The organism is Brucella sp. NBRC 12953, assembly GCF_040369775.1.
Classification (GTDB): domain Bacteria; phylum Pseudomonadota; class Alphaproteobacteria; order Rhizobiales; family Rhizobiaceae; genus Brucella; species Brucella pseudogrignonensis.
The window spans coordinates 25,448-49,307 of sequence record NZ_BAABSV010000009.1 but is presented as its reverse complement, the minus strand read 5'-3'; the positions used below and the strand labels follow the sequence as shown (position 1 = coordinate 49,307).

Here is a 23,860-nt window from a genome sequence, read left to right as displayed (position 1 = left end):
TATGGAAACCAACGCTTACAGTAAGAAGCCCTTGAGCCTTGCCGGTATTGTGATCCTGATCATCATTGTGATCATCGCTGCCCTGATGGCCTGGCTTTATCTGCGCAAGGCTCATGACAACCCGCTCTCCAATGATGCGGTGATCGGCGCGACAATTGTCAATATTGCTGCAAGCGTGCCGGGTCGGATTCTGTCGATCGATGTTGCCGAGAACCAGGCGGTCAAACAGGGCGAGATGCTGTTCAGCCTTGATCCTGAACCCTTGCGTCTTTTGGTGGAGCAGACGACCGCCGATCTCGAAATCGCGCAGGCAGCGCTTGAGACGCAGCGTCGGGCCACCAAGGCCGAGACACAAAACGCGCTGATCGCCGATCAGCAGGTCACGCGGGCACGGACCAATCTTGATCTCGCGGAGGTCACGCTGAAGCGCCTGACGGCGCTCAGCCCCAAAGGCTATGTCACCCGTCAGCAGGTCGATGACGCAACCACGCTGCGCAATGATGCCCAGATCAGCCTGGCACAAGCCGTCAAACAGGCGGAGGCTGCCAATACACTGGTCGGATCGCTTGACAGCGCCGAAGCTCTGGTACGGGCCAGGCGCGCGGCCCAGGCATTGGCGCAGCATAATCTCGACAATGCGGTGGTGCGTGCGCCGCATGCAGGACGCGTGGTCGGGATCACCAATGGCACCGGACAGATCATCGCGCCGGGTCAATCGGTGTTCACACTGATCGACACCGACAGCTGGTATGCGACAGCGACATTTCCGGAGACGGAATTGCGCGGCATCAAGGTCGGCGCTTGCGCGCATGTGCGCATTCTTGCCGATAGTGCCGTGGTGATCAAGGGACGGGTGGAAGGCATTGGCTGGGGTGTCACCTCGGAGGAGCTGATCAATATTCCGCGCAATCTGCCCTATGTGCCGAAAAATCTGAACTGGGTGCGGATCGCGCAGCGTTTTCCTGTGCGGGTGAAACTGATCGATCCGCCTGCTGATCTGACGCGAGCGGGCGCCTCGGCTGTGGTGACAGTGCATGATGGCAGCACCTGCTAGACGGGGGCTGAGCGCCGCCCTTCGCGAGACAGTGAGCGACCTTGCGCCCTTCCCGGGCCGACTGGCGACGGCCTGGCGGGTGGCGGCCGTCTGTGCGCTGGTTGCGGGGATCGCGATGATGTTCAACATCCCTGAATCGGCGATCAGTTGCTATCTGGTAATTTTCCTGATGAAGGCCGATGGCGCAGAAAACATGGTGGTTGCCATCGCCGCGACCCTGGCCATTACCCTGCTGATTGCCCTGATGATCCCGATCATCCAATGGACGGTGGAATCGGCCTCACTGCGCATTGTGATCATGATCGCGGTGTCATTCGCCTTCATATTCCTGGGCGCGGCAAGCAAGCTTGGTGAGGGCGGCAGCATCGTGGCGCTGATCATCGCCTTCATTCTGACGCTGGTCAACGAGGTGCCGGTCAATGGGGTGATTTCGATTGCCCTGCGCTATGCCTGGGAAATGGCGATCCTGCCGATGCTGGTGATTGCGGTTTTCAGCCTGTATTTTGGGGGCTGGAGTGTCTCGCTGTTGCGCCAGGAATTGCGGGACAGATTGCTGCTGGCGCGAGAAGCCCTGCTCAATGGCCCCACGCCAATTGTTACCGACAAGCTGGCTAAAGGCAATGACGCGGAAAGCAAGCGGGCGATGCTGGTGAAGATCCTGCATCAGACCTCGCAGCACAATGCCGCACGGATCAAGGCGGATATTCCCGCCTCCTATCAATTGTTGTTTGCGGTCAGCGCCCTTCCCCAATCTGCAAGCGTCGAGGGCCGGCAATCAATGGCCGGTCAGATTGACGCGATGGTGGATGCACTTGACCGCGGCGCGCCACTGCCGCCGCCACAGCTTGCCGAGGACGCGCTGACTGGTGGAGCAGCCAAGGCCATCCGGCAGGCGCTGAACACACTGGCAGGACAGCAAGAGCCCCACTACAAAAAGGGGGCTGGCGAGCGGTTTTTCGCCGCCGATGCCTTCACAAATCCCGCGTATCAACGCTTTGCGCTGAAGACCACGCTGGCGGCAATTCTGTGCTATATGTTTTATGCCGCAATCAATTGGCAGGGCATTCACACGGCGATGGTGACCTGCTATGTCGCCTCGCTGGGTACTGCCGGCGACACGCTGCACAAGCTTGCGCTGCGGATCGCCGGTTGTCTGATTGGCGCGGTGATTGGCGTCGCCTCGATCATCTTCCTGATGCCGCAGATGGAAAGCGTTGGCGGCCTGATGCTGCTGGTGTTCTTCGTCGCCCTGTTGGCCGCCTGGGTTGCAGGGGGAAGCGAGAAGCTGTCCTATGCGGGGGTTCAAATCGGCCTCGCCTTCACGCTGACGGTCCTGCAAGGATTTGGTCCCACCACCGATATGGATACGGCGCGTGACCGCATTCTTGGCGTTCTGGTCGGAAATCTTGCAGTCTATCTCGTCTCGACCCTGATCTGGCCGGCACCGGTTGTCACTGTCATACGGCAGCATCTGGCACAGGCCGCGAGAAAAATCGCACAGATTGCCGCCTGCCCTGCCGCGACCCGCATGGAGATGATCACCACCGCAGCCGAAGTGGAGCAGCTTTTGGGGGAAGTGCGTTATTGCTTTTATCTGCTGCCGTTCGAACCGTTGCGATTGCGACCATCGGAGGCCATGGAAAAAACCTTTGAGAGCCTGACCGATCAACTTGCCTGGCTCAACAAGGACGTCTATTTCTGTGAGGGGGTGGCTGATGACAGTGCCAAGCGGCTCGAAGCGCTGGCGCTGCGCATTGAACAGGCGGCTTTCAACGAGATTGCAATTTTTAACACATCGCAGGCTGCAGAGGGCTTGACGCGGGATCCGGGGGAAAATCAGATCGGCACGCGTCTCGAACGTCTGGAAGCACTGGTTGCGGGGAGACCGGCATGAAAGGCAGCACCAGGCTCTTATTGGTGGGATGGGCTGTGAGTGCGAGCCTTGGCATTGCGGGATGCGCGGTGGATGCCCTCAAGCTTGCGCCTTCGGCAGCCGATCAACCCTGGCAAGCCGCAAAGGCGCCGGGTCCTAAGACCGCCGCGTCACAGTCCCTGGCCGAGCGGAAGGATTTCAGTGTGCCGGCCAATCCCGAACTGGCGCTGATTGCAAGTCCGGTTGCTGTCGACACCCGGCCCTCCTATGATCTCGCGCAGCTGATTGATCTGGCGCAACGCAGCAATCCCGTCACGCGCAATGCCTGGGAAAAGGCGCGTCAGGCAGCGCTTGCGGTCGGGATGGCGGAAGCCACGCTGTTGCCTGTTCTCAGCGCCAATGTGATTGGCGGCGTCCAGAAGACCACCACGCCGGTCGAGGTTCCGCTGATTGGGCGACGCGACGTGGATACGACGCTGAAAGGCGTTACCCCGGCGCTGGCGCTGCAATGGCTGGTGTTTGATTTTGGTCAGCGCCAAGCGCTGGTGGAGGTCGCAAGACAGGGCTCGTTTGCGGCCAATGTGACCTTCAATGCGATGCATCAGAAACTTATCTTTGATGTCACCCGCACCTATTATGAATATGGGGCGGCGGTGGCTGGTCACCGGATAGCCGAACAGACCCTGCGCAACGCCAAGTCGGTGCTGTCTGCGGTGCAGGCGCGGCTGAATGAAGGACGCGCCACCACGATCGAGCTGGCGCTTGCCCGCCAGCAGGTTGCGCAGGCTGAACTGCGTCTGGTGAAGGCGCAGGGACAGCAGGACAACAGCTATCAGGCGCTGCTGGCTGCCATGGGCGTGAATGCCATGCTGAAAATCAATATTGACGGCTCCACACGCCGTGCGCTGCCGGCGACATTTGACGGCGTCACACAAAGGATGCTGGAAAGCGCCTTGTCACGGCGTCCGGATGTGATTGCAAGCTATGCAGCGTTAAAGGCCAGCAAGGCGGGCATCCAGGCGGCGCAGGCGGAATTCCTGCCGAAGGTTTTTGTATCGGCTGCGCTGTCATCCAGTTCGAACCGCTTTGATGCCGGAAGTCTGCCGTCGATCGGCAATCAGTCGTCGGGTGCGGGCATTCTGATCGGCGCCACGATGCCGCTTTATGACGGTGGCCTGCGGGCCGCGCAGCTCAAACAGGCGCAATCCACACAAAATGCCGCGGGTGAAACCTTCCGCAAGATCCAGCTTGATGCGGTTGCCGAAATCGTGCTGGCTTCCAATGCTCTGAAGACGGCGCTGGCCGCCAACAAGGCGGCGCTGGTGCTGGTTTCGACCTCGGCCACCGCCTTTGATGCGGCACTGGATTCCTATCGCAACGGGCTTGGGACCATCACCACGGTCAACGAGACCAATAATGGGCTGCTTGACGCCCGGCTGGCGCAGACGGATGCGCACACGGCCGCATTGATTGCCGCCGCAAATCTGGCGTTCTTTTCCGGTGCTCTGACGTCGACGCAGAGCATGTCCGGCGTGGGGTCGCGCGAATAGCCCAAGGGTCGTGTTGGGCCACTGTCGCGGTACGCTGCGTGTCGCGGGGCTGGGTCGCCCCGCAAACGCCACAAGTAAAACGCGCGCCAGACCGCTTGCATGCGGGCTTGAGCCCTGCGCTTTTGCTCAAAGCAGTCACGCGCATGGGCTGCCTCTACCTCAAGGCAATAGCTTGTTTGAGCCCAGAGGGACATTTTCTCAAAGCCAAAAACAAACCGCACATTTGAGGGGTGGGTGTTGCCATGTTGCTACAGACATTCCTGCGCAGTGCACTATCTTGAGATGAGTGATCAATTTGGGCTCTTAAGGGAGCTGGGAGATAGAAATGAATATGAAGTCCATTCTTCTTGCCTCGACCGTTCTTCTCGCTGGTGCATTTGGCGCACAGGCTGCCGATGCCATTCAGTATGAAGAGCCAGTGCCAGTGGTTGCTGCTCCAGTGTTTTCCTGGACGGGCGGCTATCTTGGTGGCCAGATCGGTTATGGCTGGGGCAAGTCGCGTTTCAGCAATGAATTTACCGCGATCAACGTAAAGCCAGATGGTTTCCTCGGTGGTCTTTATGCCGGTTACAATTTCGACCTCGGCAACAGCTTCGTGCTGGGTATTGACGGTGACGTGACCTACAACAACCTCAAGGACAGCTATTCGGAAACGGATTTTGGTGTGACCGACAGCCTTGAGAGCAAGCTGCGCTGGTCCGGTGCCGTTCGCGCGCGTGCCGGTGTTGCGATGGATCGCTTCCTGCCATACATCGCGGGTGGTGTTGCATTTGGTAGCGTGAAGAACACCTTGTCTTCGACAGATGGCATTGACGAAGTCAGCGTGTCGCAGAGCAAGACGCTGACCGGCTGGACGGCTGGCGCAGGCGTTGATTACGCGGCAACCGACAATGTCATCGTGCGTCTCGAATATCGTTATACCGATTACGGTCACAAGGATTTCGACTTCGGCGTTCCGGATGCAGGCGTCCGCGACAAGTTCAAGACCAACGAAGTTCGTCTTGGCGTTGCCTACAAGTTCTAATCACCACGGTGACAGAGTTCGAGAGCCGTCCGGAGCAATCCGGGCGGCTTTTTCTATCCAGCAACGGACAATCATCGCTGCAACCTTGCTTCACAGAGGTTGAGCTTCGATTGCTCAAAGAGTGCGGGACATGTGCGTTGCTCAAGCCGACAGGAACAAGCCGAGCGGTTGAGCTCTTCCGGAGAATAGGAAGCAAATCTTGTAAGGGTCGCCGCTGCTCTCCAAACAGACTGGCGGACATCAGCCTCTGATCGAGGCAACTACGAGCCCTCAGACGCGCTTTTTTCCACACCAAGCGAAACAGGCGCTCGACGAGGCCTTTTGCGCGCAATCCAACCCATCGGCTCATTCCAGATGATCCGCAATCGCTGCGCTCCCCTCTGCTTTTTGAAGGTGCGTGTTACAGCGCAGACAGGATCGTAATCAGAGACTTACCTCCGCGTCAGAATCTGCAGCGCTTTGCTGCATTGGGGTTGGCGGCGCATGGCGATCGCGCGCTCCAAATCCGCCGCGCGGTGAATTTCTCTCAGCTTTGATAAAGATCAGAATAGCAGCAGTGTGAAACCGCGAGTTCGCCTTATGCGAGGTCAGGTTGCGCCGTACTCATCGTCCTTTATGGTTAAAGACCTGGTTTGTGTTCAGTTAACGACTTTGCTGTTAGGATTGCCGCATGAAACAGGGATCGCACAGTTTCTTTCAAATAATCGGCGCGGTTCTGCGGGTATTATGCATCGCAATACCGGTAATCGCCGCGCTGGGTGCTCTTGTGATGATCGCCCGATATGAGCAAGGTCGGAGTATTATCCCGACCGACCATGTACCCGGCGCCACGCAACCCACCGGTAACTAGCAAAGGGCGGTGGTACCCGATGCAGCATTTACAGGCTGAGTTTTGGAGATTGGGGAGACGATCATTGTTGCGGTCGAGGAGGAAGAGTACAATCAGCACTCACACCGTCTTCAACCGATCATTGCATTGCCATTGATCTGTGGGCAGATTCTGTGTCGGTCAAATCTCTAGAGGTCAATGAGCACGCTTTTGGACTTGCGATTTGCGAGATAGGCATCGCGTCCGAGATCTTTGCCAATGCCTGAGCTTTTATAACCGCCGGTCGGCAAAATATGATCACGCGAACGGCCATAGCGATTGATCCAGATCGTGCCTGCCTGCAAAGCCTTGGTGACCCGAATTGCACGCGATAAGTCCCGTGTGAACAAACCCGCTGCCAATCCGTAAGTTTTATGATCGGCAAGCGCTAAAGCTTCTTCTTCTTCGCGAAATGTCTGAATCGTCAGAACCGGACCGAAGATTTCTTCGGTAACCGCGGGAGAGCGTTCATCAACACCGCGAAGCAGTGTTGGCTCATAAAAATAGCCGTCGCGATCCATCCTTTTACCGCCCACAACCGTATCAGCGCCAGATCCGACGGCCCTCTGCACGATTTCGTCGATACGGGTGAGCTGGCGTTCAGATATTATCGGCGAATATTGCGTCTGCTCGTCCCAGGTCACGCCCGGTTTGACATTTTCCATATGACAGGCGATGGCATCGCCCAGAGCATCGGCAATCTCTTCTGCCACGATCAGACGCGAACCGGCGACGCATGCCTGTCCTGCATTGCTGAGAATTCCACGCGTGATGGCAGCAGCCGCGAGTTTGAGATCAGCATCGGCAAATACCAGCTGCGGACTTTTCCCGCCCAATTCGAGCGTCATCGGCTTGATGCCGGAGCGTGCGATGTTTTCCATAATCGCCCCGCCCGCCACTGTTGAACCGGTAAAGCTGATCTTGGCAATATCGGGATGACCAGTGATGGCATTGCCAGTGGTGGGGCCATCACCCAGCACAATATTGATAAGGCCCGCGGGAATGCCCGCCTCAACGGCAAGTTCTGCCATATAAAGCGTCGTAAAGGGTGTCATCTCTGACGGCTTCAGAACAACCGCATTGCCGGCCGCGAGGGCTGGCCCAAGCTTCCAGCCCGCCATTGAGATCGGAAAGTTCCACGGTGTGATAGCCCCAATCACACCGTAGGGCTCGGTTAGCGTCATGCCAAAGCTTTTGGCACTGGTTGGGACAACGTCACTGCCTTCCTTGTCTGCAAATTCCGCAAAGAAGCGGATCTGTTCCGCTGTCACGGCAATGTCGCCTTCAATGAGCTGCGCGATCGGCCGTGTCGAGGACACGGCTTCCATCCGCGCCAGGATAAGCGCGTGCTGTTGGATGAGGTCTGCCCAGCGGTGCATGGCGTTCAGCCGTTCACGCGGGCGACTATCCGCCCAACCGCTTGATTTCAAAGTGGCCTTGGCGTTTCGGACCGCGCGATCGACCAGCAACTCATCGGCAACCGGGCAGCTGGTATAAAGGTTACCATCTGACGGTCGGTGTATTTCTATCCCGCCCGTCGCATCCAGACGTTCCCCCCCGATAAAATGATAAACCGGCAGTTCAAGCGTTTTGGGGTCGAAGCTTAATGTCATGGCTCACCTCGTATTTGTCTCATCAAGCCTAGTGCAAGGCGCGCCGCATTTTCGGTTGAAAATAGCCGGCTTATAGACGGCAATTGCGTCAAACGGGGTAAAGCGGCGGATTATTCTGCAAGCGACGGCCTCAGCATGCGTGCAAGTGTGAAATGCATCCAAGCTTCCGAGCTGCGCTTTGCAACTGAATTGAATAATCTGGCGCATTCAAGAATCAACGGTCAGCGAGATGCATCTCAAGCAAGAAAAATGGCGTGACTTCCATCGCTTTGCGGATTCAGGCGACGAGACGCGCGGCAAGCTTGGCGATCATTTGCTTGCAGGCCTGCATCTCTGCCATTTCAATATATTCATTTGGACGATGCGCTCGACTGATATCGCCAGGCCCACAGATGATTGCGTCAATGCCTGCCTGTTGGAATAGACCTGCTTCCGTTCCATAGCTGACGGCCGGCACCGTCTGTTGCCCCGTCAACGCGACCATCAATTGCGCGAGTGGATTGTGCTCCGGGATCGAAAAAGCCGGATAAGCGCTCAATGGATGCCACAGCACCTCAAAACCTTTGTCGCGCAGAGCTTGTAATTCTGCCTTTACAGGTTCAAGCAAGGCGGTGGGTGAAACCGCAGGAATGGACCGCAGCTCGATATCGGCGGAGCAGCGATCAGGAATAATATTCACCGCCTGCCCGCCGGTAATGACACCAAACTGCAAAGTGGATGAGGGCGGCTCAAAATCCATATCAAGCGGTCCGGCTTCCAACATGCGTCCATAGGCGACCGCTTTGGAAATCACGCCTGCCATCGCATGCACGGCGTTCAATCCCAGATCGGGCCGCGACGAATGGCCTGATCGTCCAATGACTTCAAGCCGCACGGCAGCCTTCCCCTTATGGCCGCGGACGGCCTGCATTCGGCTTGGCTCGCCAATTATCGCTCCGACCGGCTTTGCGCAAAGTTCGGGAAGTGCTTGGAGCAGATGTGGAACGCCGCGACAACCCGCTTCCTCGTCATAAGACAAGGCCAGATGGATCGGTCGTTTCAATGCGGTTGCGCCGAGCATGGGCAGCGCGGCAAGCGCGCAGGCCAGAAAGCCCTTCATATCCGTAGTACCGCGTCCGTAAAGCCTGTCGCCGTCCCTATGCAGCTGGAATGGATCGCTTGTCCATTCCACCTCTTGCGCAGGAACAACATCTGTGTGGCCCGAAAGAATATAGCCCGGCACATCCCGGGGACCGATGCTGAGCAACAGATTTGCCCTGTCCCCTTCCGGGCCGGTCAGGACGGATACGTCTGCACCGGCAGATTTTGCAAAGGCGCTGATCCATTCGACAATTGCATTGTTGTTTGTCCCAACGACGGATGGAAAGCCGACCAAGGCAGCAAGGATCTCTATTTCGTTCATAACAACCACTTCATGTCAGGATACTGCGCATTAAACAGCATATTATGTTGCAGACGTCTTGCATGCCGAATTCGATCCGCGTTCGAACAAAGATTGTGAAAACACGGCATCAAGAAGCAAATCCTGCGGAAGCATCGCTGGCAAGCTGTGCAGAACAGGCGTGCCGGGCGGACCAGGCGCTATGCCGATTGCCGGGTAGAAGCATTTCCTATGCGACCCATCACAGTTTTATGGCTATTGGCGTGCTTGGCTGGTCTGTGATCGGCGCAGTCGGTGGCGCCGCTCTGGCAGTCTATGGCTGGACCATGTCGTCCTTTGCTCGCCAGCGGCAAAATGCATTGGCGTTTCCTGCGCCATTTCCTGCGTTTGGGGGGCAATGAACGGGCTGCTAAGTCGGCCTGGCAAATCCTGTCAAGCGCAAGGCCCCGATTTGAAACTTCGTGTCGGGGCCCGTCTTTTTGTAAGGGAGAGACGCGCAGCCTCAGCCGTTTCAAAGGGAGACCTGTTGACGAAAAAAGGGACCTTGGGGGTCAAGCGCTTTTTGCAGGCAGGTACAACGCATCACGGTTCATGCAACAGGGGAATGATCATCCGGCCGGCAGATATATGTTGGGATTGTTATCGAGGGCAATGGGCTTCATCAGCCTGCCAGACATGGCTTGCTGGACTTTACCGCCCGCTCCGGTTTCGCGTTCGATTTTGATGAACTGATCTCTTGAAACTTTAAAACGCTTCACTAAATCGAGACAGTCATCCCGACCCAACGCGTTCGATCAAATGGAGGTTTCGATGAGCGACCGTTTGTTTGACAGTCCTGTCTTTGTGAAGGACGGCCCTTTGCTTATCCGCGAGATTGCCAGTATCGGAGATGCTATTGATTTTCTCTATGAATGGCCTGAGCACGACCGCGATCTGATTTACGAGACAGCGTGGAAAGCGTGCTGCGATGCGCACGACGGCATCAAACCAGTCGAAGCAGCAGAGAGCGGCATTCGCGGTTTCGCCAAAAAGCGCGGGATACTCGAAAGGCCAGAAGTCGCGATCCCCTGGATGAGCAGTAAGAAATCCGGCGGCGGAAGGGTTCAAGCCTAGGAGTGGGTGATGCTCTGCTTTCTGTTAATCGAAGGAACGATTATCGCGGCTCTGAGCTATCTCGTGACAAAGCTCGCTTGGAAAGAGATCAAATATCACAGGAACCACACGCGGCGACTGCCGTAGCCATTGCCCTCGAAAGCCTCGGGTCCAACGGAGCTTTCGAGGGTCTTGTCGATGGAACCACTGCATCGACAGAGGCGCAGCAAGCCCATGAGAAAACGGCCGCCCAAGATGTCAACCGAGCGCGTCAGTACAGGCTCATCTTGTTGATCCAACTGGCTTTATGACTCTCGGCAAAGAGTCGCCTGTGAGAGTTTGAGCTTACTGGGAGCTTTTTTTGGGGGGGGCTTGTCGGCTAATCTGCAGGCGCCGATTGTTCCCCTTTGTTCTGCGGGCTCGCAGCATAGTAATAGGGCGTTGCGACGATGAATGCCAGCACAACTGCGACGGCTAACACAAAAAACACAACAGACTTTCGCATCCAATTCTCCATAAAGAGATGAAACGTCTAGCGGCGCAGGTTGTTCCTTCGCCTCGGACCGATCCTGCCCTTTGCGAAAGCACCGAAAAGCTTTCAGCGACCGTCATTTTGTCGAGTCCGTGTCCCGTGTTTCAAAGCGGCACGCAGGCGAATATTTTGAGAGGTCCCCCCATTGATAGGTTTTATTTATCTCGAAAGAAGTCCCGCTTCTGCGGCTCGCATGATCTCAGAGGCAAATTACAAATGAAGTTGCCGTCAGATCCGTACGGATGGGATGTGCTTGTCAAACAAGCGAGCATCGGGTACGCGGCGGAAGAATTGCAGAGAAGCAAACAGTATTCTTCATTTGCTGCGAAAATGCGGATGCAAAGCAGCTGTCAGCATGAGGAAGCGGATTGGCAAATGCCATCATCAAGGACTATGATGGCATCCTGCGGGACATCCTATAGCTTGCTAAACTTGCCAGAGGCCTGGCTGAACACCAGGCAAGCCATTCCGCGAAGGATAGACTATCTTTTCCAGCACAGTTCGGCGGAGTTTCACTTGTTATCGCTCCCCGGTCCTGCAAGTACCTGATCAAGACGCCAGTGCGTTTGGATCAGACCCTCGCGCGTTTCATCATCTTAATCAAACAGTCTGCTGGAGGAGCACATGAAAAGAATTATGCGGCGATGGGATGACGTCGAAAGATACATTTCAGAAGACTATGTTCTCGCATTCCAGGCGGTTCTAAAAGCCGCGCTCAAAGAGAAGGAAATGTCGCATTCCGATCTGGCTGAACTGCTTGGTGTATCGAGATCCCGCATAAGTCAGCTCTTCATGGATGGTACGAATCCTTCAATCAGATATGTCGGTTTGGTCCTGTTTCGGCTGGGATATACAATGGAGTTCAAGAAGCAGGAAAGCGGCCCAAAGGTCGAGTGAGCCTTGAGGAAGCACCCGCGGCGATGATCCTTCAACGATTGCCGCAGCCATCCTTGTCTATACGCTCACCCGCAGGCCCCTCCTTGATGTTGAGACAGTTAAGACGAGCATAACCTCGCCATGCCCAGGCGCATTCTGCGTCGGTTGAACCTTGCATCGGTCCACGACATCTCTGGGCGATTGTCAGTGCTCTCAACTTTGCCTATGCGCTCGTCTCATCTTCGGCAAGCCTTTGAACACCCAATAATTAGCGATTTGCACTTAAATTTTTCTCCGTGCAGGCTGAGAACAGTCGAGCATCTTTCCCGCGTTAACTCCGGCTTCGGCGGGGGTCTTCGTGGAAAGACCAGTCAGCCATGCACGGCTCGAATGCTGCCTCTTGTGGCGATGCGGAGGCGCATCGGTCCCGGTGCTTAATGGGAGCATCGGGGCCAATTTTCTGCTCGGCGATCAATGCTGGGGTTGCGGTTTTCGATCCGATGCAGCGCTCGATGCTTGTTTCGTTACGATCCTTGCGCCGTTGCCCGATCAGTGAATTTCCTTTTGCCCGAATAGCTGCCCCGGCAAGCCGCCTGCGCCTGGCACATCGCTTTGGGCAAGAGCAGACCCAATTGGCCCTAATATTCCTCCCACACTATTACGGTTGTTGGCATCAGCCGAATATGGTCTAAGCAGCCAACGCTTGCTTTTATTCATTTTGTGAGCGCTGCACTCTGGTTATACTTGCCTCCAAGCAATCACAGTTTACCAGAGTGCCCCCTTATTTTTTCCCAGGCATCAGGACTGGATCCGCTGATCAAGCCGCAGGTTCGCTGCCTTCAGTCTTTGCGCCTTTCGCATTGATGTTCCCACAAAAGATCGAACTGCGCGTCGAATTCGCGCGCCCTCAGCTTGGGGTCTGAACCGGATGAGCGGTGATGCAGCGCATTGTGATTTAAAGGCCTTTGGCAAAGAAAAAACCCGACAGGCGGGCAGCCATGACCGGGATACGCACAGGTGCCACACACGCTTGGCTCAGAGCGGGTGAAGCATTTTGAACGAGCGCGCTGCTTGTCTGCGCCAATCGGCGTCCAGTGAAAGTGCCATCTTCCGGCTATGGTTAATGCGCTGGGCTTATGCCTATGAGGCGTTCACACGCACTGGCATCCTCTCATAAGGGCGAAAACGACACGCACCGGTAGCCGAGCAAGTGGAGACAGGCTCAATCTTTCTGGACCCACAAAATAACGATAAACAACAGGCCAAACCCCACCGCCGAAGCTAACAAAGCCATGGTGATCATGCTGATCCAGTCCAACCTCATCCTCCTAACGGCAACCGTCTCGCCACATTTTACAGTTAATTAATAGCGAATCTACAACCAGCTGCATTGTCCTCGCTGATCGCGGGTGATTGCAGAGGCAGTGCTGGCTCTTTTCTTTGCATCAATCAGAGGAAGGACGCCAAAGGCCGGGTTTTCTCAGGGCATAAGGAAGCCCCGACGAGAGGGATCAAGCCGAGGCTTTGCGCTCGGCGTTAATTGGCAGACGGTCTTCGCGCGCAATCATCATTGCACAGAAATCCGGCAAAGTAATGTAGGATAGCGTGGTCGAGCGCCAGTTTCTCGCGGCCCAGACTGTTTACGCGCGAAAAATCATCGCGCAAGCCAATCATGGCGGACACCATCATGCGTCAAGCTTTGTTAGACTGGAAAAAAAGCCCCGGCACGTCTCCCAACGTCACGGGGCTGCGCACGTGGGCATGACCCGTATTCCTCCACGCGGCGCAGGCCTAATTTATCAAAATGCACGATCGTTGAAAAGTGGATTTCTCGCGTCCTGTCGGCGTTTGTCGCAGGGCTTGTAGCGCCATCAACCAATCAATTATCCTCACAGTTGGAGATCGTGATGGCCGGTATCAACTTCGGTGTTTAGCGATTGGGGGCGGTATGCGCCATGGCAGCGAAGCCAATTCACTCTCCCCATCTGCCAACTGAAGCAGCGGGCTGGGTCGTGAGGGGAGACCGTCACGGCGCATTGCCTCCTGCGCCATCGGGTGCGTGTAGAGATTTATATGCGCCACTCCAAGGAGACGAGAGCGCAAAGATATTCAGATTTCATTGAGGACAGAGCCATCGTTAAAAAATGCCTCACGATGTTTCATCGTGAGGCATTGGGGCACTACATAAGCGCTTAGCTATATGGCGAATTGCAGACGGCACGGCGACCGACACTTGGGACGTAAGTATTATCGGAAGCGCGATAGGTGCGGTAGCGCGAAGAACACCACTGATAATGACGGTTGTCATAACCGCGCGCTGCTGGCCGCTGATTATTCAACGCGCCACCAACCACCGCGCCCGCTCCAAACGCCGCCAGTGGATACCACCAACCATCTGAATGGCGCTTATAGCCACGACGGTGCTCGCGGTATCCACGATGACCATTGTGCCAGCCGTCGCGATGCGACCGTTTCCAGTTGTTACGTCGTTCGTCGATAATTCTTCGGTGCTGGACCTGCTGGATTTGTGATGAATTGAAAGCTGCATCCGAGGTTGGATGAAGGGGCGAGGCCAATACGGGGGTGAATGAGGTTGCCGCAACAGCAAAACTTAAAGCCGCAATCCAGGATTTTTTAAACATCAGAGCTCCTTACATTGTCTCAGATAGTAAACTGAAACCGCACCATATTGTTCCAGACCGGAGCAATCGTGGATGGACATTTTGGCATTTCTGCCAATCCAATCGCGTTTTAATTGCCTGGTTGGGATTGTGTCGCGCGAGGTGGCTTTTGCCGGCTGACAATGACAGTCCGGGGGCAGACTTTTGTCGGTGCTGCCCCCGCTCTACTGGTCCCAACTGTCCGCGTCTGCAGGCAGCGCATCTCTTTTTTGACAGGCCAGCACCAATTCAATCGCGTTGTCGTCGCGATTTTTCTTCTGTCACTGCATGGGTTGTCCTGCGCCGATAAAAGCAGGTGAACACGCCACTAACCCACATCAAAAAAGCGCGACGGACACGCTTTGTCGAGACGGCGCAGGCTTTGGCCGCGTCAGATCCTCGGCCTGCACGATGGCAAGCGCATCTGTGGCGAAATAAAGGAAACCCCGGAGGTCAGCGCGCGACCTGACCGGGGCTGCACGACCGCAAGAGCGAGGCTCTGTTGATAGCGCCAGCGATCATCCCAGAACGCGGCGAGAATGGCCAGCGAAAACGCACCGGGTGGATGTGAAGCAGCATGCGTCTGGCACGATTGGTCGAGCCGAAACCGCGCTGAAACAATAGCGAAGCGTTTTGGCCTCAGGAATTGTTGCGATTTGCTGTCACGGTTTATCAGACAAGGAGATGAAGAAGGTACCATCAAGCTCTACCGCCAGAAATCGCTTGTTGATCTCAGCCAGCGTCTTCTCCGGATCAATGCTCGCAAAGAGTTCGGGGTTAATCCATTTCGCGAAACACTCGAAAATCACCACATTCAATGCGGAGATCGACATTTGATGGGAGATTCCATAGACGCGCTTTTGCGCGACAGCATTCAGATCGCGCCGGATTGTCGTATCGATAATCGTCTTGAGCGTGGTGCGCGCCACATCTTTTGAGACACCCGCACCGATTATCAGACTGGCTTGCGACGATGTTTGTGGCACGCCGGTGGCGATATAGACCACGGGGTCGGTTTCCAACACATATTCAGGGTTCAGTCGACCTTCATAGCCCGGAACAGCACGGGCACCGATGCTGATCCCGCCGGCAAGAGCGATGTTTTGCGTCATGCGATTATCGCGTCCGGGCGTGGAGCAGCAGCTTGCACTGGCAAATCCATCCACCAGCACCCTGGGTCGTTTGGTGGCATTTTGCAATGGGTCGGTGATCGCTGCATAGTGATCGCGCACGAATTTTGCGTAGTCCGCCGCAGATGCGTCACGACCAATCGCCTTGCCCAGCAGCTCAATGGAAAAAGCGGTGGCGTCCTGTGGCAAGCGCTGGTCATTGACCGGACCATCCAGGAAGATCACGGGAACAGCTGCGGAAGCAAGCAGATCGACAATCTCCTGCCAGCCCGGTTGCCACTGATGGATAACCAACAGATCCGGTCTGGCACTCAGGATGCTCTCGACGGATGTCTGCGCGGGCTGCAGCGCACCGACCGTCGGGATCGCATCGATAGCGGGGAATTTTGCGCGAAACGCCGCAAACATTCCCGGGTCGATCCGTTGCGGATTGGCCCAGCCGGCGATCCGCGAGACAGGATCGGGATCGATCAACGCCAGTGACAGCAGCAGCAGGCTTTCATTGGTGACGATGCGTTTTGCAGGGGCTTCCAGCCGCACAATACGGCCGGCAGCATCGGTGAGGACTATCCCGGCAAATGCCGGCTGAGACAGCAACAGAGCGAGGGCTGCAAAGGCAAGCCCCAGCCTGACGAGAAGCCCGCGGCATGCGGCAGGGGTGTAGAGCGTCTTCACCAGCTATATTTCAGGCTGGCATTGATCGCCCGGCCTGCTCCGTAATTGCAGCTTCCGCCCGTGTCGTTGAGACAATGGGAAACATATTTCCTGTCAAACAGATTGGTGGCGTTTACCCGCAGCGTCATGCCGTCGAGCTCCTTTCTGACAGCGCCAAAATCAAGTTCAGCGCCAAGATCGACCAGGGTTTGCCCGGGTATGCGCATTTTTTCAAGATATTTGCTATCGGTCTGATAGGAAGACCAGCCGCGAATGCCGGCAGTAAGCGAGAGGCCGGGAACAAAGACCGGGCTATAGCGGACCCAGAGGCTTGCCTGATGTTCCGGCAATCTGAGGATTTCCCGGCCTCGTTCGACGGCGAGATTGGATTCACGTATTTCGGAATGCGAGTAGGCATAGGAGCCCAGCAGTTCGATTTCCTGGCTCAGTTCCATCTTGCCTTCAAGTTCGACGCCGCGGACCCGTTGCCGACCTGACTGGATATAGCCCGTCTGAATTCCGCTTGTCAGATAGGGCGTCAGCGCATTTTTGATATCAAGATTAAAAAGCGATATTGCCAGCATGGCGTTGGAGGCAACCGGTTCATACTTGATCCCCACTTCGAACTGCCCGGCCTGTTGGGCCTTATAGGGCGTTTCAAACGCATCCACACCCAGCAAAGGCGTAAATGTGGTGGAATAGCTCAGATAGGGCGCAAACCCATTGTCAAAGAGATAGCTGAGCCCAGCCCGACCTGAAACCTGGCCTTCCTCATTCTCGACAAAGGCCTGTTCCGGCTTTGCACGCCTGTTATAGGTGGAGATTTCCGACCGGTCATAACGCAAGCCCAAAGTGGCAATCAGCCGATTGTAGCGGATCTGATCCTGTAGGTAGACACCGAGCTGACGCTGCTTCTGCAGGGCAGAGGCTGTGTAGGCGGGATAGGCAATGGAGACGCCACCATAATGCGGATCAAGATAATCGAGCGGCGGCACGCCTGCGGTTGCATTGCCGAAATTGCGATCAGAGCTGGCATTGATATATTCCAGACCGAACAGCAGCGTATGGTCGAGGCGACCGGTCTCAAACCGGGCCTCCGCCTGGGTATCAACGGTGAATGCGCTTAGCGTATCTTCCGAGGCGCCCGAAGCGCGATTAAGCGTGTGACCGTCGGGCTGGTAGGCAAAGGCGGGATTGACCAGGACAAGAAACATGTCCTGGCTCGACCGGCTGTAGCGCAGGTTCTGTCGGATGCTCCAACTGTCGTTGAACTGATGCGAGAATTCATAGCCGAGCGTATAAAAATCGCGATTGAATTGATTGGCTTCCGGATCACCAAGATAAAGATCGCGGGGGATTTGTCCGTTGGGATTTTTGAGCAATGTCCCTGTCGCTGGATAAAAGCGAGGATTGAAGATGGCCCGATCCCGCTGGTAATAGCCACTCAGGGTGAGCGAAGTATCGGTTGAAGGGCTCCATGTCAAACTGGGCGCCAGCATGAAGGATCGATCGCGTTCCTGATCGATCTGGGTGTGCATGTTGCGCCACTGGCCGACAAAGCGATAAAGAAAATCGCCGTCCTTGGTGACCGGTCCGGTTGAATCCACGGACGTTTGAACACCGCCAAAGGCTGAGGTGCCGATCACGACTTCATTTCTCGCTGTCGGCTGCGGGCGTTTGCTGACATAGTTGACAAGTCCACCCGGCATCGTCCGTCCATAGAGGACGGATGCCGGCCCTTTGATAACCTCGATGCGTTCGAGTGCGTAGGGATTGACGCTGGGTGTTGCGTAGCTGCTTGGGTCACCCGGCAGCGCCAGCCCATCCATCCAGATGGTGCCATAGGTGCTGAAGCCGCGAATATTGAGCCAGTCGTAGCGGATGTCATAGCCATTGGCTTCCGAAAGAATGCCGGGGGTATAGCGGAGCGCCTGCGGCACGCTGTCCGCGCCCTGTGCGTCCATCTGTTGCCGGGTCACCACATTCAAAGCCTGCGGCGTTTCCAGAAGAGCGGTGCTGGTTTTCGATGCGGCGCGGCTTCTCTTGGCGACGATCGAATGATCGGGACCCGTCGGGCTGTCGCCTTCAGCATTAATGGTGATCGTTCCGAGCACCGTCGGGCTTTCGTCCTGTTGTTGCGCCAGTGCTGGATGGGTTGCCATCAATCCGATGGCTGTCGAAAGCACAAGAAGCGGTGACTGTGCGGCGCGATGCCATACCGCGGCCGTTTTGATGTTATGATAGCCAGCAATCCACTGTGTCACGAAAACCTCATCCTGATGCTTGGTCAAAGCCGCAGACAACTCGGTTGCAACAACAACCGATTAAACTTGACCTTTAAAATCATATTAAGTTACGAATAAAGAAAGCATAGAGCTGCGCGCAAGTTGCCAAGCTTTGGCAAAGACAGAAAAACCTTTGCCAGCGGCAAAAAACGTGAGGCTGCGTTGAGACAAGGCGAAATGCAGCTCACGACAGGGTCAGACGGGTTGCATCATCGGGTGTAACAATCGCATTGAAGGGTCTTTTTGATGACATCGCCGCAACGCGCACTTCCCGTATCATCTGTGGACGCAAGCCATAAGAAGCTGCGGGTTCGTGATTTTCTGCAGCGTGATGGCGTGACATTGGAAAGTCCGGACGACCGGCTTTCGCCGGAAGACACCTTGATCGAGGGACAATTCATTCATGAAGAATTGCGGCCCGGTCTTTTTTTGCATGTGAGCGATGCATCGGAGGAACGGGCATTTACAGCCTCCTCACATTTGCCGGCCGGTCTTTCCTGTATCTTCTTTCTCGACGGCGCAGTCGACATGAAAATGGGCGAAAGGGCTTTCCATTTTGAAGGCAATGCTGAAGCTCTGAAGGGTACAGCGATCATGAATGCCCGCGCAGACAGCTTTCAGCGCAGTTCGCCGGGCGGCCAGCGATTGCGGCATCTGGTGGTTTCTGCAACACCGGAATGGCTTGATATCGACGGATTTCAAACCGCCTCTGAGGCCGGAACCGCCAATCTTTTACGCGATCATCTTGCCAGTCATCGCTGGACGGTAACGCCGCGGACGCTGGAATTGTTGCAGCAGATTGTCATGCCACCGCAATTCACGCCCGCTTTGCGCAAGCTGTTTTTTGAAAGCCGCGCGGTTGAAATCGTGGCAGAGGCGCTTTGCGCGATTACCCGGGCAGCACCGCAGGAGCCGTCGGCAGCTGGTTTGAACCGGCTTGACCGGGTACGGCTGGCGCGCGCAAAAGATTTCATTGCCGAGAACCTTGCAGAGCCGCTTAATTTGCCGGCAATAGCGCGCGCAGCCGGTATCAATTCAGGCGGGCTGCAGCGGTTGTTTCACCTTTGCGAGGGTGCAAGCGTCTTCGACTATATCCGCAGATCTCGGCTCGACACGGCCTATCATGCGCTTGTTTCAGGAGACATGCCTGTTTCACGCGCAAGTTTTCTGGCGGGTTATACGCGTCCCGAAAACTTCGCCACAGCGTTTCGGCGTCAATTCGGAATGAGCCCACGCGAGGCGCAAAAGAAGGTTCGCCGCAACTGAGCCTGAAGCGCTGCACCCGCGGCGCTTTGCCTTCATCAATCCAAGAGACGGACGATCGCTCTCGCAGCTCAGTGATTGGCTTGCATCCCATTGATGCCGCGCGGAGCTTTCAACGTCTGATCTCACCAGGAAGCGACCGGACGCAGTTTGAAATACATTGCGGCAGGCACGAAAAAGATAGGACCGGGGATGCTCGATTTGTGTGGTATCGGTTCGAGCGCACAGTCTGAGCCAGGCATTCTGAACAATTTCCTCGCCATTATCGCGACTGCCAACCAATCGGGCAGCGAAGCGCACCGCTTCCCGGTTATGAAGACGAAACAGGCTATTCAGCCAGGAAGTCAAGGAACGGACCGTCTGACGTACCTGTTGCACTGGTGAGACTTTGATGCCGTGATTGCGATTTGAAAGCCTCAAGGCAAGGTTTGAGATCACAGCCCAGACAATACTTAACTGCGTTTGTCATATTTTAATTGATATTGTCAACATCTGATGCGCGAACTTGTCCTGGCGCGCGGCAAAGGGCCAGGTGCTCCACACAATGAAACCGCGCAATCAACGATCCTGTTTTGGGCTGAAACCAAGTCCGCGACCATCACGCATGATGGAGTTGCTGCGTAACAGGGAGCAATCCACCCGTTCATCTAATAAATACCGCACTCGAAATGCGGCGTGGGGGTAACTCCACCGCGGGTTCGGATCCCACCCTCTCCGCCATACAGTTCTGATAATTCTCAGGGAAGCCGCTTGGCGCGGATGAGAAAGTCCCTGGCATGGAAAGCAAGGCGCAGCCGCAAGCTCCACAATGCGTTGACCCGCATATATGGGGCATGATGATGCCAGAGGAGAAAGCATTATGGACGAAATGACACTTGAAGAGAAACGCGCCGTAGCAATGGCCTCCGCGCGTCTGCGCTTGCAGCAGGTGGGCGGAAATCAATCCTTCACTAACGACGGAACGGTCGGGCCGACGATTGCTGGAGGCGGCAGGGCAATGCAGCCAGACGGCAGTATGAAATCTGCGCTCAAGAATGTGGTGAAAGGTGAAGGCGATTGGAGCCGCGACCGCCTCGGAATGTTGTTAAGTCAGGAGCGTACGAAAAATGCGCTTGATCTTTTCGACAGGGACGCATTGTTTGCCAAGACGAAACATGATGTCGTGGACAATAGCTACACGGCAATCAGTTCAGAATGAGCTTGCCCTGCCTGCCTTCGGTGTAAAGGAGGCGTACTTTGCACAATGGTCACTGGTGGCGTTGCGAGTTGCTGACGTGAAGCCGTTTGCACAAGTCATGAAGCTGATCCGGCAACAAGCCATTGAAAAGAGAAACACTCAGATTGCACAGGCAATTGGCCTGCCACTCTTAAAGCCATCAACCTGATGCAGAACATGAAAGCAGGCGTTCCGCAGGTGCAAAAAGTCATGGAGGGTAACTGCTCCAATGCTGATGACGTGCATGATGAGCGCCATGATAGCGACAGCGACAACGTAAAGGATCGCGTAGATCTTCATCTTGAGAGGAATGCAGTGTTTTGCTGTCGCTAATTAGTGTAGCTAGAAAGTAGTGCGATTGTATGCCGATCAAAGAATGGTGATTTTAATCGAGATTATCAGCAATAAAGCCATTCATATTCGAAGTGTTGAAAGCATTGATCTCATCAACAACGACAATTTGGGAGCATTGTTGGAACTGGCGAGAAACCCTCGGTTGATAAATCTACACCTGTTATCGTGAGAGACGCGCAAGCTGAAATATACGGCTTCGTAAATATCCCGCAGACGATCATCAATCTTGTCTAGGCCGCATTTTAACTGATTATAAGTCGATCTGCGTTCCAACCAATCGTCGTAATATCATTGTCGTCACTACTCATCGTTTATTCGAACCATGGTCGTTTAATGAAAGGCTGGAATGTATGTCTTCGCACTCCTAATAGGTATCGCTAGGAGCTGGGTAATTAAGCTGCGTGTTTTTCGGTTTGCACAGTGAGTTGCAGGCCGAGAGCTTTCATCACTCCGAGAAGTGTGGAGAGCTTCGGGTCGCCCTTTTCACTGAGAGATATGTAAAGTGCCTCACGGGTAATGCCAGCTTCTTTTGCAATGCTGGTCATGCCCTTGGCTCTCGCAATATTACCGAGTGCAACAGCAATGACTTTCGTGTCGCCATCTTCGAAAGCGGCTTCAAGGTATGCTTCAATGGCTTCGTCGTTATGCAGATAGTCTGCTGCATCCCATGGAGAGGTTTTAGTGGTCATTTTAAACTCCCTTCGATATTTCAATGGAGTGTTTGATATCTTTCTTCTGCGTAGACTTGTCGCCTCCACATAACAGGACAACCACCGTGTTGCCGCGCTTCACGAAATAAAGCCGATAGCCGGGGCCGTAGTCGATACGCACTTCGCCTATTCCGTCGAAATACTTCGCATCGCCAAACAGGCCAAGAGACAAGCGGTCGATGCGAGTTTGAACCCGTGCTTTTGCGCGCACATCTTTAAGGTCTTCGAACCACGACTTGAATTGATCCGTTTGGCGAACTTCGATCATGTGTAATGTTTATATTACACTGAAGCGGATGTCAAATAAAAATTACATATCGCCCTCTATTGAGGCGGATTCTTTCATGGAGAAAGAATGATCCCGATTGAACAATACATCAGGTAGGCCGCATATCATCGCGGCATGAACCCCGACATTGCGCCGCGGGTTGCAGGTCCGTGATCCAGCACATCAGTGATGGGCGGTCGCCGCAACAGATTGCCGGGAGAATGCGGTTAGAACGCCATCCATTCTCTGTCGGTCATGAAACGATCTATCAGTTTGTGTATTCCGCTGATGGTTGCAAAGAACGGCTTTGGAAATAACTGCCTGAGCGCCGTGCCAAACGACTCCCACGTCAAGCCAGGCGCCTTCACGGGCGTCAATTTCCGCCGGAAATCAGCATCTTGCACCGGCCGGACACGGTCGCCAGACGTAAGCAGTTCGAACACGGATGGTGTGGATACCCTTCCCCGATCGTAGGCAGATCAGGCATACTGCGGTTGCGGGCTATCTGGCACAGGAGACGTGTTGATGGAAAGCGCCGCAATAATTGGTATTGACCTCGCTAAGTCTGTATTCCAACTGCATGGAGCAGACGCTACTGTATGCCTCCTGTCGCTATTTTCATCCGGCCTTCATAAGCGAACGTGAGATAATAATGACATGAGTTTAGAAAACGCATTACAATCGCTTTAACTAAATAATTGATATATATTTATAAATTGCGCTTTCGCGGTTTTTTCTGCGATTCCACCAATATTTTCAAGGACTGGAATTTCCAGAAACCTTTTTCCCACGCCCAAAAATGGAACACTAATAACGTGCATCAATCGGTCCCGGACTGCTGGGTTCAGCCCGCGATCTGCCGCTCTATCCGCCGGCACCGCTTCTTCACGAGAAAGGCGAGGCTGGAGCCGAATTCCCGGTTCGAAGCCGGGTAGGACAGGACCTGCTGGCCGATCTCCGAGAGGTGGGTTTCCGGCAAGAGGTTGGCGAGCCATGGCATAACCTGCTCGGGGCCGTGGCTTCCGGCACGCAGGGGCATGGTGAGCGAAAGCGGGAAGGCGGAGGCACGCTTCTCCCATGCGGCGTCATAGGTGACAGACAGACCATTCTGATCTGCCAGGCGGGCGACGGGCCAGTACTCGTAGTAGATCGTCGTCACGGCGGCACCCGATCAGGAAAAGCGTGGCAGGTAACCGAGATCGTCGTCGGCCCCCGGGGCCGGTGAGAGCGTCGCGGATTTCACGTCACCGAGATCGATGCCGACCATGCGAGCGGCGATCAGCGATTTTTCCAGGTGGCAGCTAGGCTTGCCGTTCTCCAGGTCGACAATGAAGCGCTCACCAGTTCCGCATCGCTCGGCTAGCTGAATCTGGGTCCAGCCCAGTGTCTTGCGGCGTTCCCGGATCAGCGCCCCGAATTCCGCGGCAGATCGGATCATGTGGAATCCTCCGTATTAT

22 protein-coding genes, 1 tRNA gene and 1 pseudogene are annotated in these 23,860 nt (G+C 55.3%); 13 read left to right on the top strand and 11 right to left on the bottom strand.

Annotated elements, in window-relative coordinates; genetic code table 11:
• The first annotated feature begins 1 nt into the window (after window position 1).
• The 4 genes from mdtN (at window position 2) to ABWV94_RS19255 (ending at window position 5,501) form a co-directional block, all read left to right on the top strand.
• Window positions 2–1,054 (top strand): multidrug transporter subunit MdtN, encoded by a 1,053-nt coding sequence (gene mdtN / locus ABWV94_RS19270; RefSeq protein ID WP_353414995.1) that lies wholly within the window; start codon window positions 2–4, stop codon window positions 1,052–1,054.
• Window positions 1,035–2,948, top strand: coding sequence for an FUSC family protein (locus ABWV94_RS19265; RefSeq protein WP_353414993.1), 1,914 nt, complete (start codon window positions 1,035–1,037; stop codon window positions 2,946–2,948). The genes mdtN and ABWV94_RS19265 overlap by 20 nt, the downstream gene beginning before the upstream one ends.
• On the top strand, window positions 2,945–4,477 hold the full coding sequence (locus ABWV94_RS19260; protein WP_353414991.1) for a TolC family protein: 1,533 nt from the start codon (window positions 2,945–2,947) through the stop codon (window positions 4,475–4,477). The genes ABWV94_RS19265 and ABWV94_RS19260 overlap by 4 nt, the downstream gene beginning before the upstream one ends.
• Window positions 4,478–4,802: 325 nt before the next feature.
• Window positions 4,803–5,501: an outer membrane protein gene (locus tag ABWV94_RS19255; protein ID WP_079210647.1), complete on the top strand. Its 699-nt coding sequence runs from the start codon at window positions 4,803–4,805 to the stop codon at window positions 5,499–5,501.
• 1,017 nt (window positions 5,502–6,518) lie between these two features.
• Here the strand turns inward: ABWV94_RS19255 and ABWV94_RS19250 are convergent.
• Window positions 6,519–7,982: an aldehyde dehydrogenase family protein gene (locus ABWV94_RS19250; RefSeq protein WP_353414988.1), complete on the bottom strand. Its 1,464-nt coding sequence runs from the start codon at window positions 7,980–7,982 to the stop codon at window positions 6,519–6,521.
• Between the two features lie 277 nt (window positions 7,983–8,259).
• Complete coding sequence (argE, locus tag ABWV94_RS19245; protein WP_353414986.1) at window positions 8,260–9,384, bottom strand: acetylornithine deacetylase; 1,125 nt, start codon at window positions 9,382–9,384, stop codon at window positions 8,260–8,262.
• Window positions 9,385–9,572: 188 nt separating this feature from the next.
• On the opposite strand from argE, the gene ABWV94_RS19240 reads away from it, so the two are divergent.
• Together ABWV94_RS19240 and ABWV94_RS19235 are read left to right on the top strand one after the other, a co-directional pair.
• Window positions 9,573–9,764: a hypothetical protein gene (locus ABWV94_RS19240; RefSeq protein WP_353414984.1), complete on the top strand. Its 192-nt coding sequence runs from the start codon at window positions 9,573–9,575 to the stop codon at window positions 9,762–9,764.
• A gap of 409 nt (window positions 9,765–10,173) precedes the next feature.
• Entirely contained in the window at window positions 10,174–10,476 is a 303-nt protein-coding gene (locus ABWV94_RS19235; RefSeq protein ID WP_353414982.1) for a DUF982 domain-containing protein, read from the top strand.
• Between the two features lie 358 nt (window positions 10,477–10,834).
• Here ABWV94_RS19235 and ABWV94_RS19230 read toward each other — a convergent pair whose 3' ends face one another.
• Complete coding sequence (locus ABWV94_RS19230) at window positions 10,835–10,960, bottom strand: hypothetical protein (RefSeq protein ID WP_282097873.1); 126 nt, start codon at window positions 10,958–10,960, stop codon at window positions 10,835–10,837.
• Between the two features lie 651 nt (window positions 10,961–11,611).
• Here ABWV94_RS19230 and ABWV94_RS19225 point away from each other — a divergent pair.
• A complete protein-coding gene (locus ABWV94_RS19225) occupies window positions 11,612–11,884 on the top strand; it encodes a helix-turn-helix domain-containing protein (RefSeq protein ID WP_113497583.1) in 273 nt (90 codons plus the stop codon).
• A gap of 2,171 nt (window positions 11,885–14,055) precedes the next feature.
• Here the strand turns inward: ABWV94_RS19225 and ABWV94_RS19220 are convergent.
• The 3 genes from ABWV94_RS19220 to ABWV94_RS19210 form a co-directional block, all read right to left on the bottom strand.
• Window positions 14,056–14,505, bottom strand: coding sequence for a BA14K family protein (locus ABWV94_RS19220; protein WP_079210638.1), 450 nt, complete (start codon window positions 14,503–14,505; stop codon window positions 14,056–14,058).
• Window positions 14,506–15,185: 680 nt separating this feature from the next.
• Window positions 15,186–16,328 (bottom strand): ABC transporter substrate-binding protein, encoded by a 1,143-nt coding sequence (locus ABWV94_RS19215; RefSeq protein WP_353414978.1) that lies wholly within the window; start codon window positions 16,326–16,328, stop codon window positions 15,186–15,188.
• The gene (locus tag ABWV94_RS19210) at window positions 16,325–18,571 is read right to left on the bottom strand and encodes a TonB-dependent siderophore receptor (protein ID WP_353414976.1); all 2,247 of its coding nucleotides are present in this window, start codon (window positions 18,569–18,571) and stop codon (window positions 16,325–16,327) included. Before ABWV94_RS19210 ends, ABWV94_RS19215 begins: the two co-directional genes overlap by 4 nt.
• A gap of 267 nt (window positions 18,572–18,838) precedes the next feature.
• On the opposite strand from ABWV94_RS19210, the gene ABWV94_RS19205 reads away from it, so the two are divergent.
• Window positions 18,839–19,858: a helix-turn-helix domain-containing protein gene (locus ABWV94_RS19205; protein WP_353414974.1), complete on the top strand. Its 1,020-nt coding sequence runs from the start codon at window positions 18,839–18,841 to the stop codon at window positions 19,856–19,858.
• Here ABWV94_RS19205 and ABWV94_RS19200 read toward each other — a convergent pair.
• Window positions 19,745–20,137 carry a hypothetical protein gene (locus ABWV94_RS19200; RefSeq protein ID WP_353415094.1) on the bottom strand — a complete coding sequence of 131 codons (393 nt, stop codon included), beginning with the start codon at window positions 20,135–20,137 and terminating at the stop codon, window positions 19,745–19,747. The genes ABWV94_RS19205 and ABWV94_RS19200 overlap by 114 nt on opposite strands.
• On the opposite strand from ABWV94_RS19200, the gene ABWV94_RS19195 reads away from it, so the two are divergent.
• The 4 genes from ABWV94_RS19195 (at window position 20,048) to ABWV94_RS19180 (ending at window position 21,053) form a co-directional block, all read left to right on the top strand.
• Window positions 20,048–20,239 (top strand): hypothetical protein, encoded by a 192-nt coding sequence (locus ABWV94_RS19195; RefSeq protein WP_353415101.1) that lies wholly within the window; start codon window positions 20,048–20,050, stop codon window positions 20,237–20,239. The two genes, ABWV94_RS19200 and ABWV94_RS19195, sit on opposite strands and share 90 nt — an antisense overlap.
• A 111-nt stretch (window positions 20,240–20,350) precedes the next feature.
• Entirely contained in the window at window positions 20,351–20,479 is a 129-nt protein-coding gene (locus ABWV94_RS19190; protein WP_353414972.1) for a hypothetical protein, read from the top strand.
• Window positions 20,465–20,575, top strand: a tRNA-Ser gene (locus tag ABWV94_RS19185). Before ABWV94_RS19190 ends, ABWV94_RS19185 begins: the two co-directional genes overlap by 15 nt.
• A gap of 139 nt (window positions 20,576–20,714) precedes the next feature.
• A complete protein-coding gene (locus ABWV94_RS19180; protein ID WP_353414970.1) occupies window positions 20,715–21,053 on the top strand; it encodes a hypothetical protein in 339 nt (112 codons plus the stop codon).
• A gap of 764 nt (window positions 21,054–21,817) precedes the next feature.
• Here the strand turns inward: ABWV94_RS19180 and ABWV94_RS19175 are convergent.
• The gene (locus ABWV94_RS19175; RefSeq protein WP_079210621.1) at window positions 21,818–22,114 is read right to left on the bottom strand and encodes an addiction module antidote protein; all 297 of its coding nucleotides are present in this window, start codon (window positions 22,112–22,114) and stop codon (window positions 21,818–21,820) included.
• Between the two features lies 1 nt (window position 22,115).
• Complete coding sequence (locus ABWV94_RS19170) at window positions 22,116–22,403, bottom strand: type II toxin-antitoxin system RelE/ParE family toxin (protein WP_113497591.1); 288 nt, start codon at window positions 22,401–22,403, stop codon at window positions 22,116–22,118.
• Window positions 22,404–22,567: 164 nt separating this feature from the next.
• Here ABWV94_RS19170 and ABWV94_RS19165 point away from each other — a divergent pair.
• Window positions 22,568–22,855, top strand: a pseudogene (locus tag ABWV94_RS19165) (IS30 family transposase); the annotation flags it as partial.
• A gap of 392 nt (window positions 22,856–23,247) precedes the next feature.
• On the opposite strand, the gene ABWV94_RS19160 reads toward ABWV94_RS19165, so the two are convergent.
• Both ABWV94_RS19160 and ABWV94_RS19155 read right to left on the bottom strand, forming a co-directional pair.
• On the bottom strand, window positions 23,248–23,562 hold the full coding sequence (locus tag ABWV94_RS19160) for a HipA N-terminal domain-containing protein (RefSeq protein ID WP_353414967.1): 315 nt from the start codon (window positions 23,560–23,562) through the stop codon (window positions 23,248–23,250).
• A gap of 12 nt (window positions 23,563–23,574) precedes the next feature.
• Complete coding sequence (locus ABWV94_RS19155) at window positions 23,575–23,841, bottom strand: helix-turn-helix transcriptional regulator (protein ID WP_353414965.1); 267 nt, start codon at window positions 23,839–23,841, stop codon at window positions 23,575–23,577.
• Between the last annotated feature and the right edge of the window lie 19 nt (window positions 23,842–23,860).

Bases quoted from the DNA above. Each gene is read 5' to 3' on its own strand.
- mdtN (WP_353414995.1), top strand. From the start codon at position 2: ATGGAAACCAACGCTTACAGTAAGAAGCCCTTGAGCCTTGCCGGTATT.
- ABWV94_RS19265 (WP_353414993.1), top strand. From the start codon at position 1,035: ATGATGGCAGCACCTGCTAGACGGGGGCTGAGCGCCGCCCTTCGCGAG.
- ABWV94_RS19260 (WP_353414991.1), top strand. From the start codon at position 2,945: ATGAAAGGCAGCACCAGGCTCTTATTGGTGGGATGGGCTGTGAGTGCG.
- ABWV94_RS19255 (WP_079210647.1), top strand. From the start codon at position 4,803: ATGAATATGAAGTCCATTCTTCTTGCCTCGACCGTTCTTCTCGCTGGT.
- ABWV94_RS19250 (WP_353414988.1), bottom strand. From the start codon at position 7,982: ATGACATTAAGCTTCGACCCCAAAACGCTTGAACTGCCGGTTTATCAT.
- argE (WP_353414986.1), bottom strand. From the start codon at position 9,384: ATGAACGAAATAGAGATCCTTGCTGCCTTGGTCGGCTTTCCATCCGTC.
- ABWV94_RS19235 (WP_353414982.1), top strand. From the start codon at position 10,174: ATGAGCGACCGTTTGTTTGACAGTCCTGTCTTTGTGAAGGACGGCCCT.
- ABWV94_RS19230 (WP_282097873.1), bottom strand. From the start codon at position 10,960: ATGCGAAAGTCTGTTGTGTTTTTTGTGTTAGCCGTCGCAGTTGTGCTG.
- ABWV94_RS19225 (WP_113497583.1), top strand. From the start codon at position 11,612: ATGAAAAGAATTATGCGGCGATGGGATGACGTCGAAAGATACATTTCA.
- ABWV94_RS19220 (WP_079210638.1), bottom strand. From the start codon at position 14,505: ATGTTTAAAAAATCCTGGATTGCGGCTTTAAGTTTTGCTGTTGCGGCA.
- ABWV94_RS19205 (WP_353414974.1), top strand. From the start codon at position 18,839: ATGACATCGCCGCAACGCGCACTTCCCGTATCATCTGTGGACGCAAGC.
- ABWV94_RS19195 (WP_353415101.1), top strand. From the start codon at position 20,048: ATGCTCGATTTGTGTGGTATCGGTTCGAGCGCACAGTCTGAGCCAGGC.
- ABWV94_RS19190 (WP_353414972.1), top strand. From the start codon at position 20,351: ATGCGCGAACTTGTCCTGGCGCGCGGCAAAGGGCCAGGTGCTCCACAC.
- ABWV94_RS19180 (WP_353414970.1), top strand. From the start codon at position 20,715: ATGGACGAAATGACACTTGAAGAGAAACGCGCCGTAGCAATGGCCTCC.
- ABWV94_RS19175 (WP_079210621.1), bottom strand. From the start codon at position 22,114: ATGACCACTAAAACCTCTCCATGGGATGCAGCAGACTATCTGCATAAC.
- ABWV94_RS19170 (WP_113497591.1), bottom strand. From the start codon at position 22,403: ATGATCGAAGTTCGCCAAACGGATCAATTCAAGTCGTGGTTCGAAGAC.
- ABWV94_RS19155 (WP_353414965.1), bottom strand. From the start codon at position 23,841: ATGATCCGATCTGCCGCGGAATTCGGGGCGCTGATCCGGGAACGCCGC.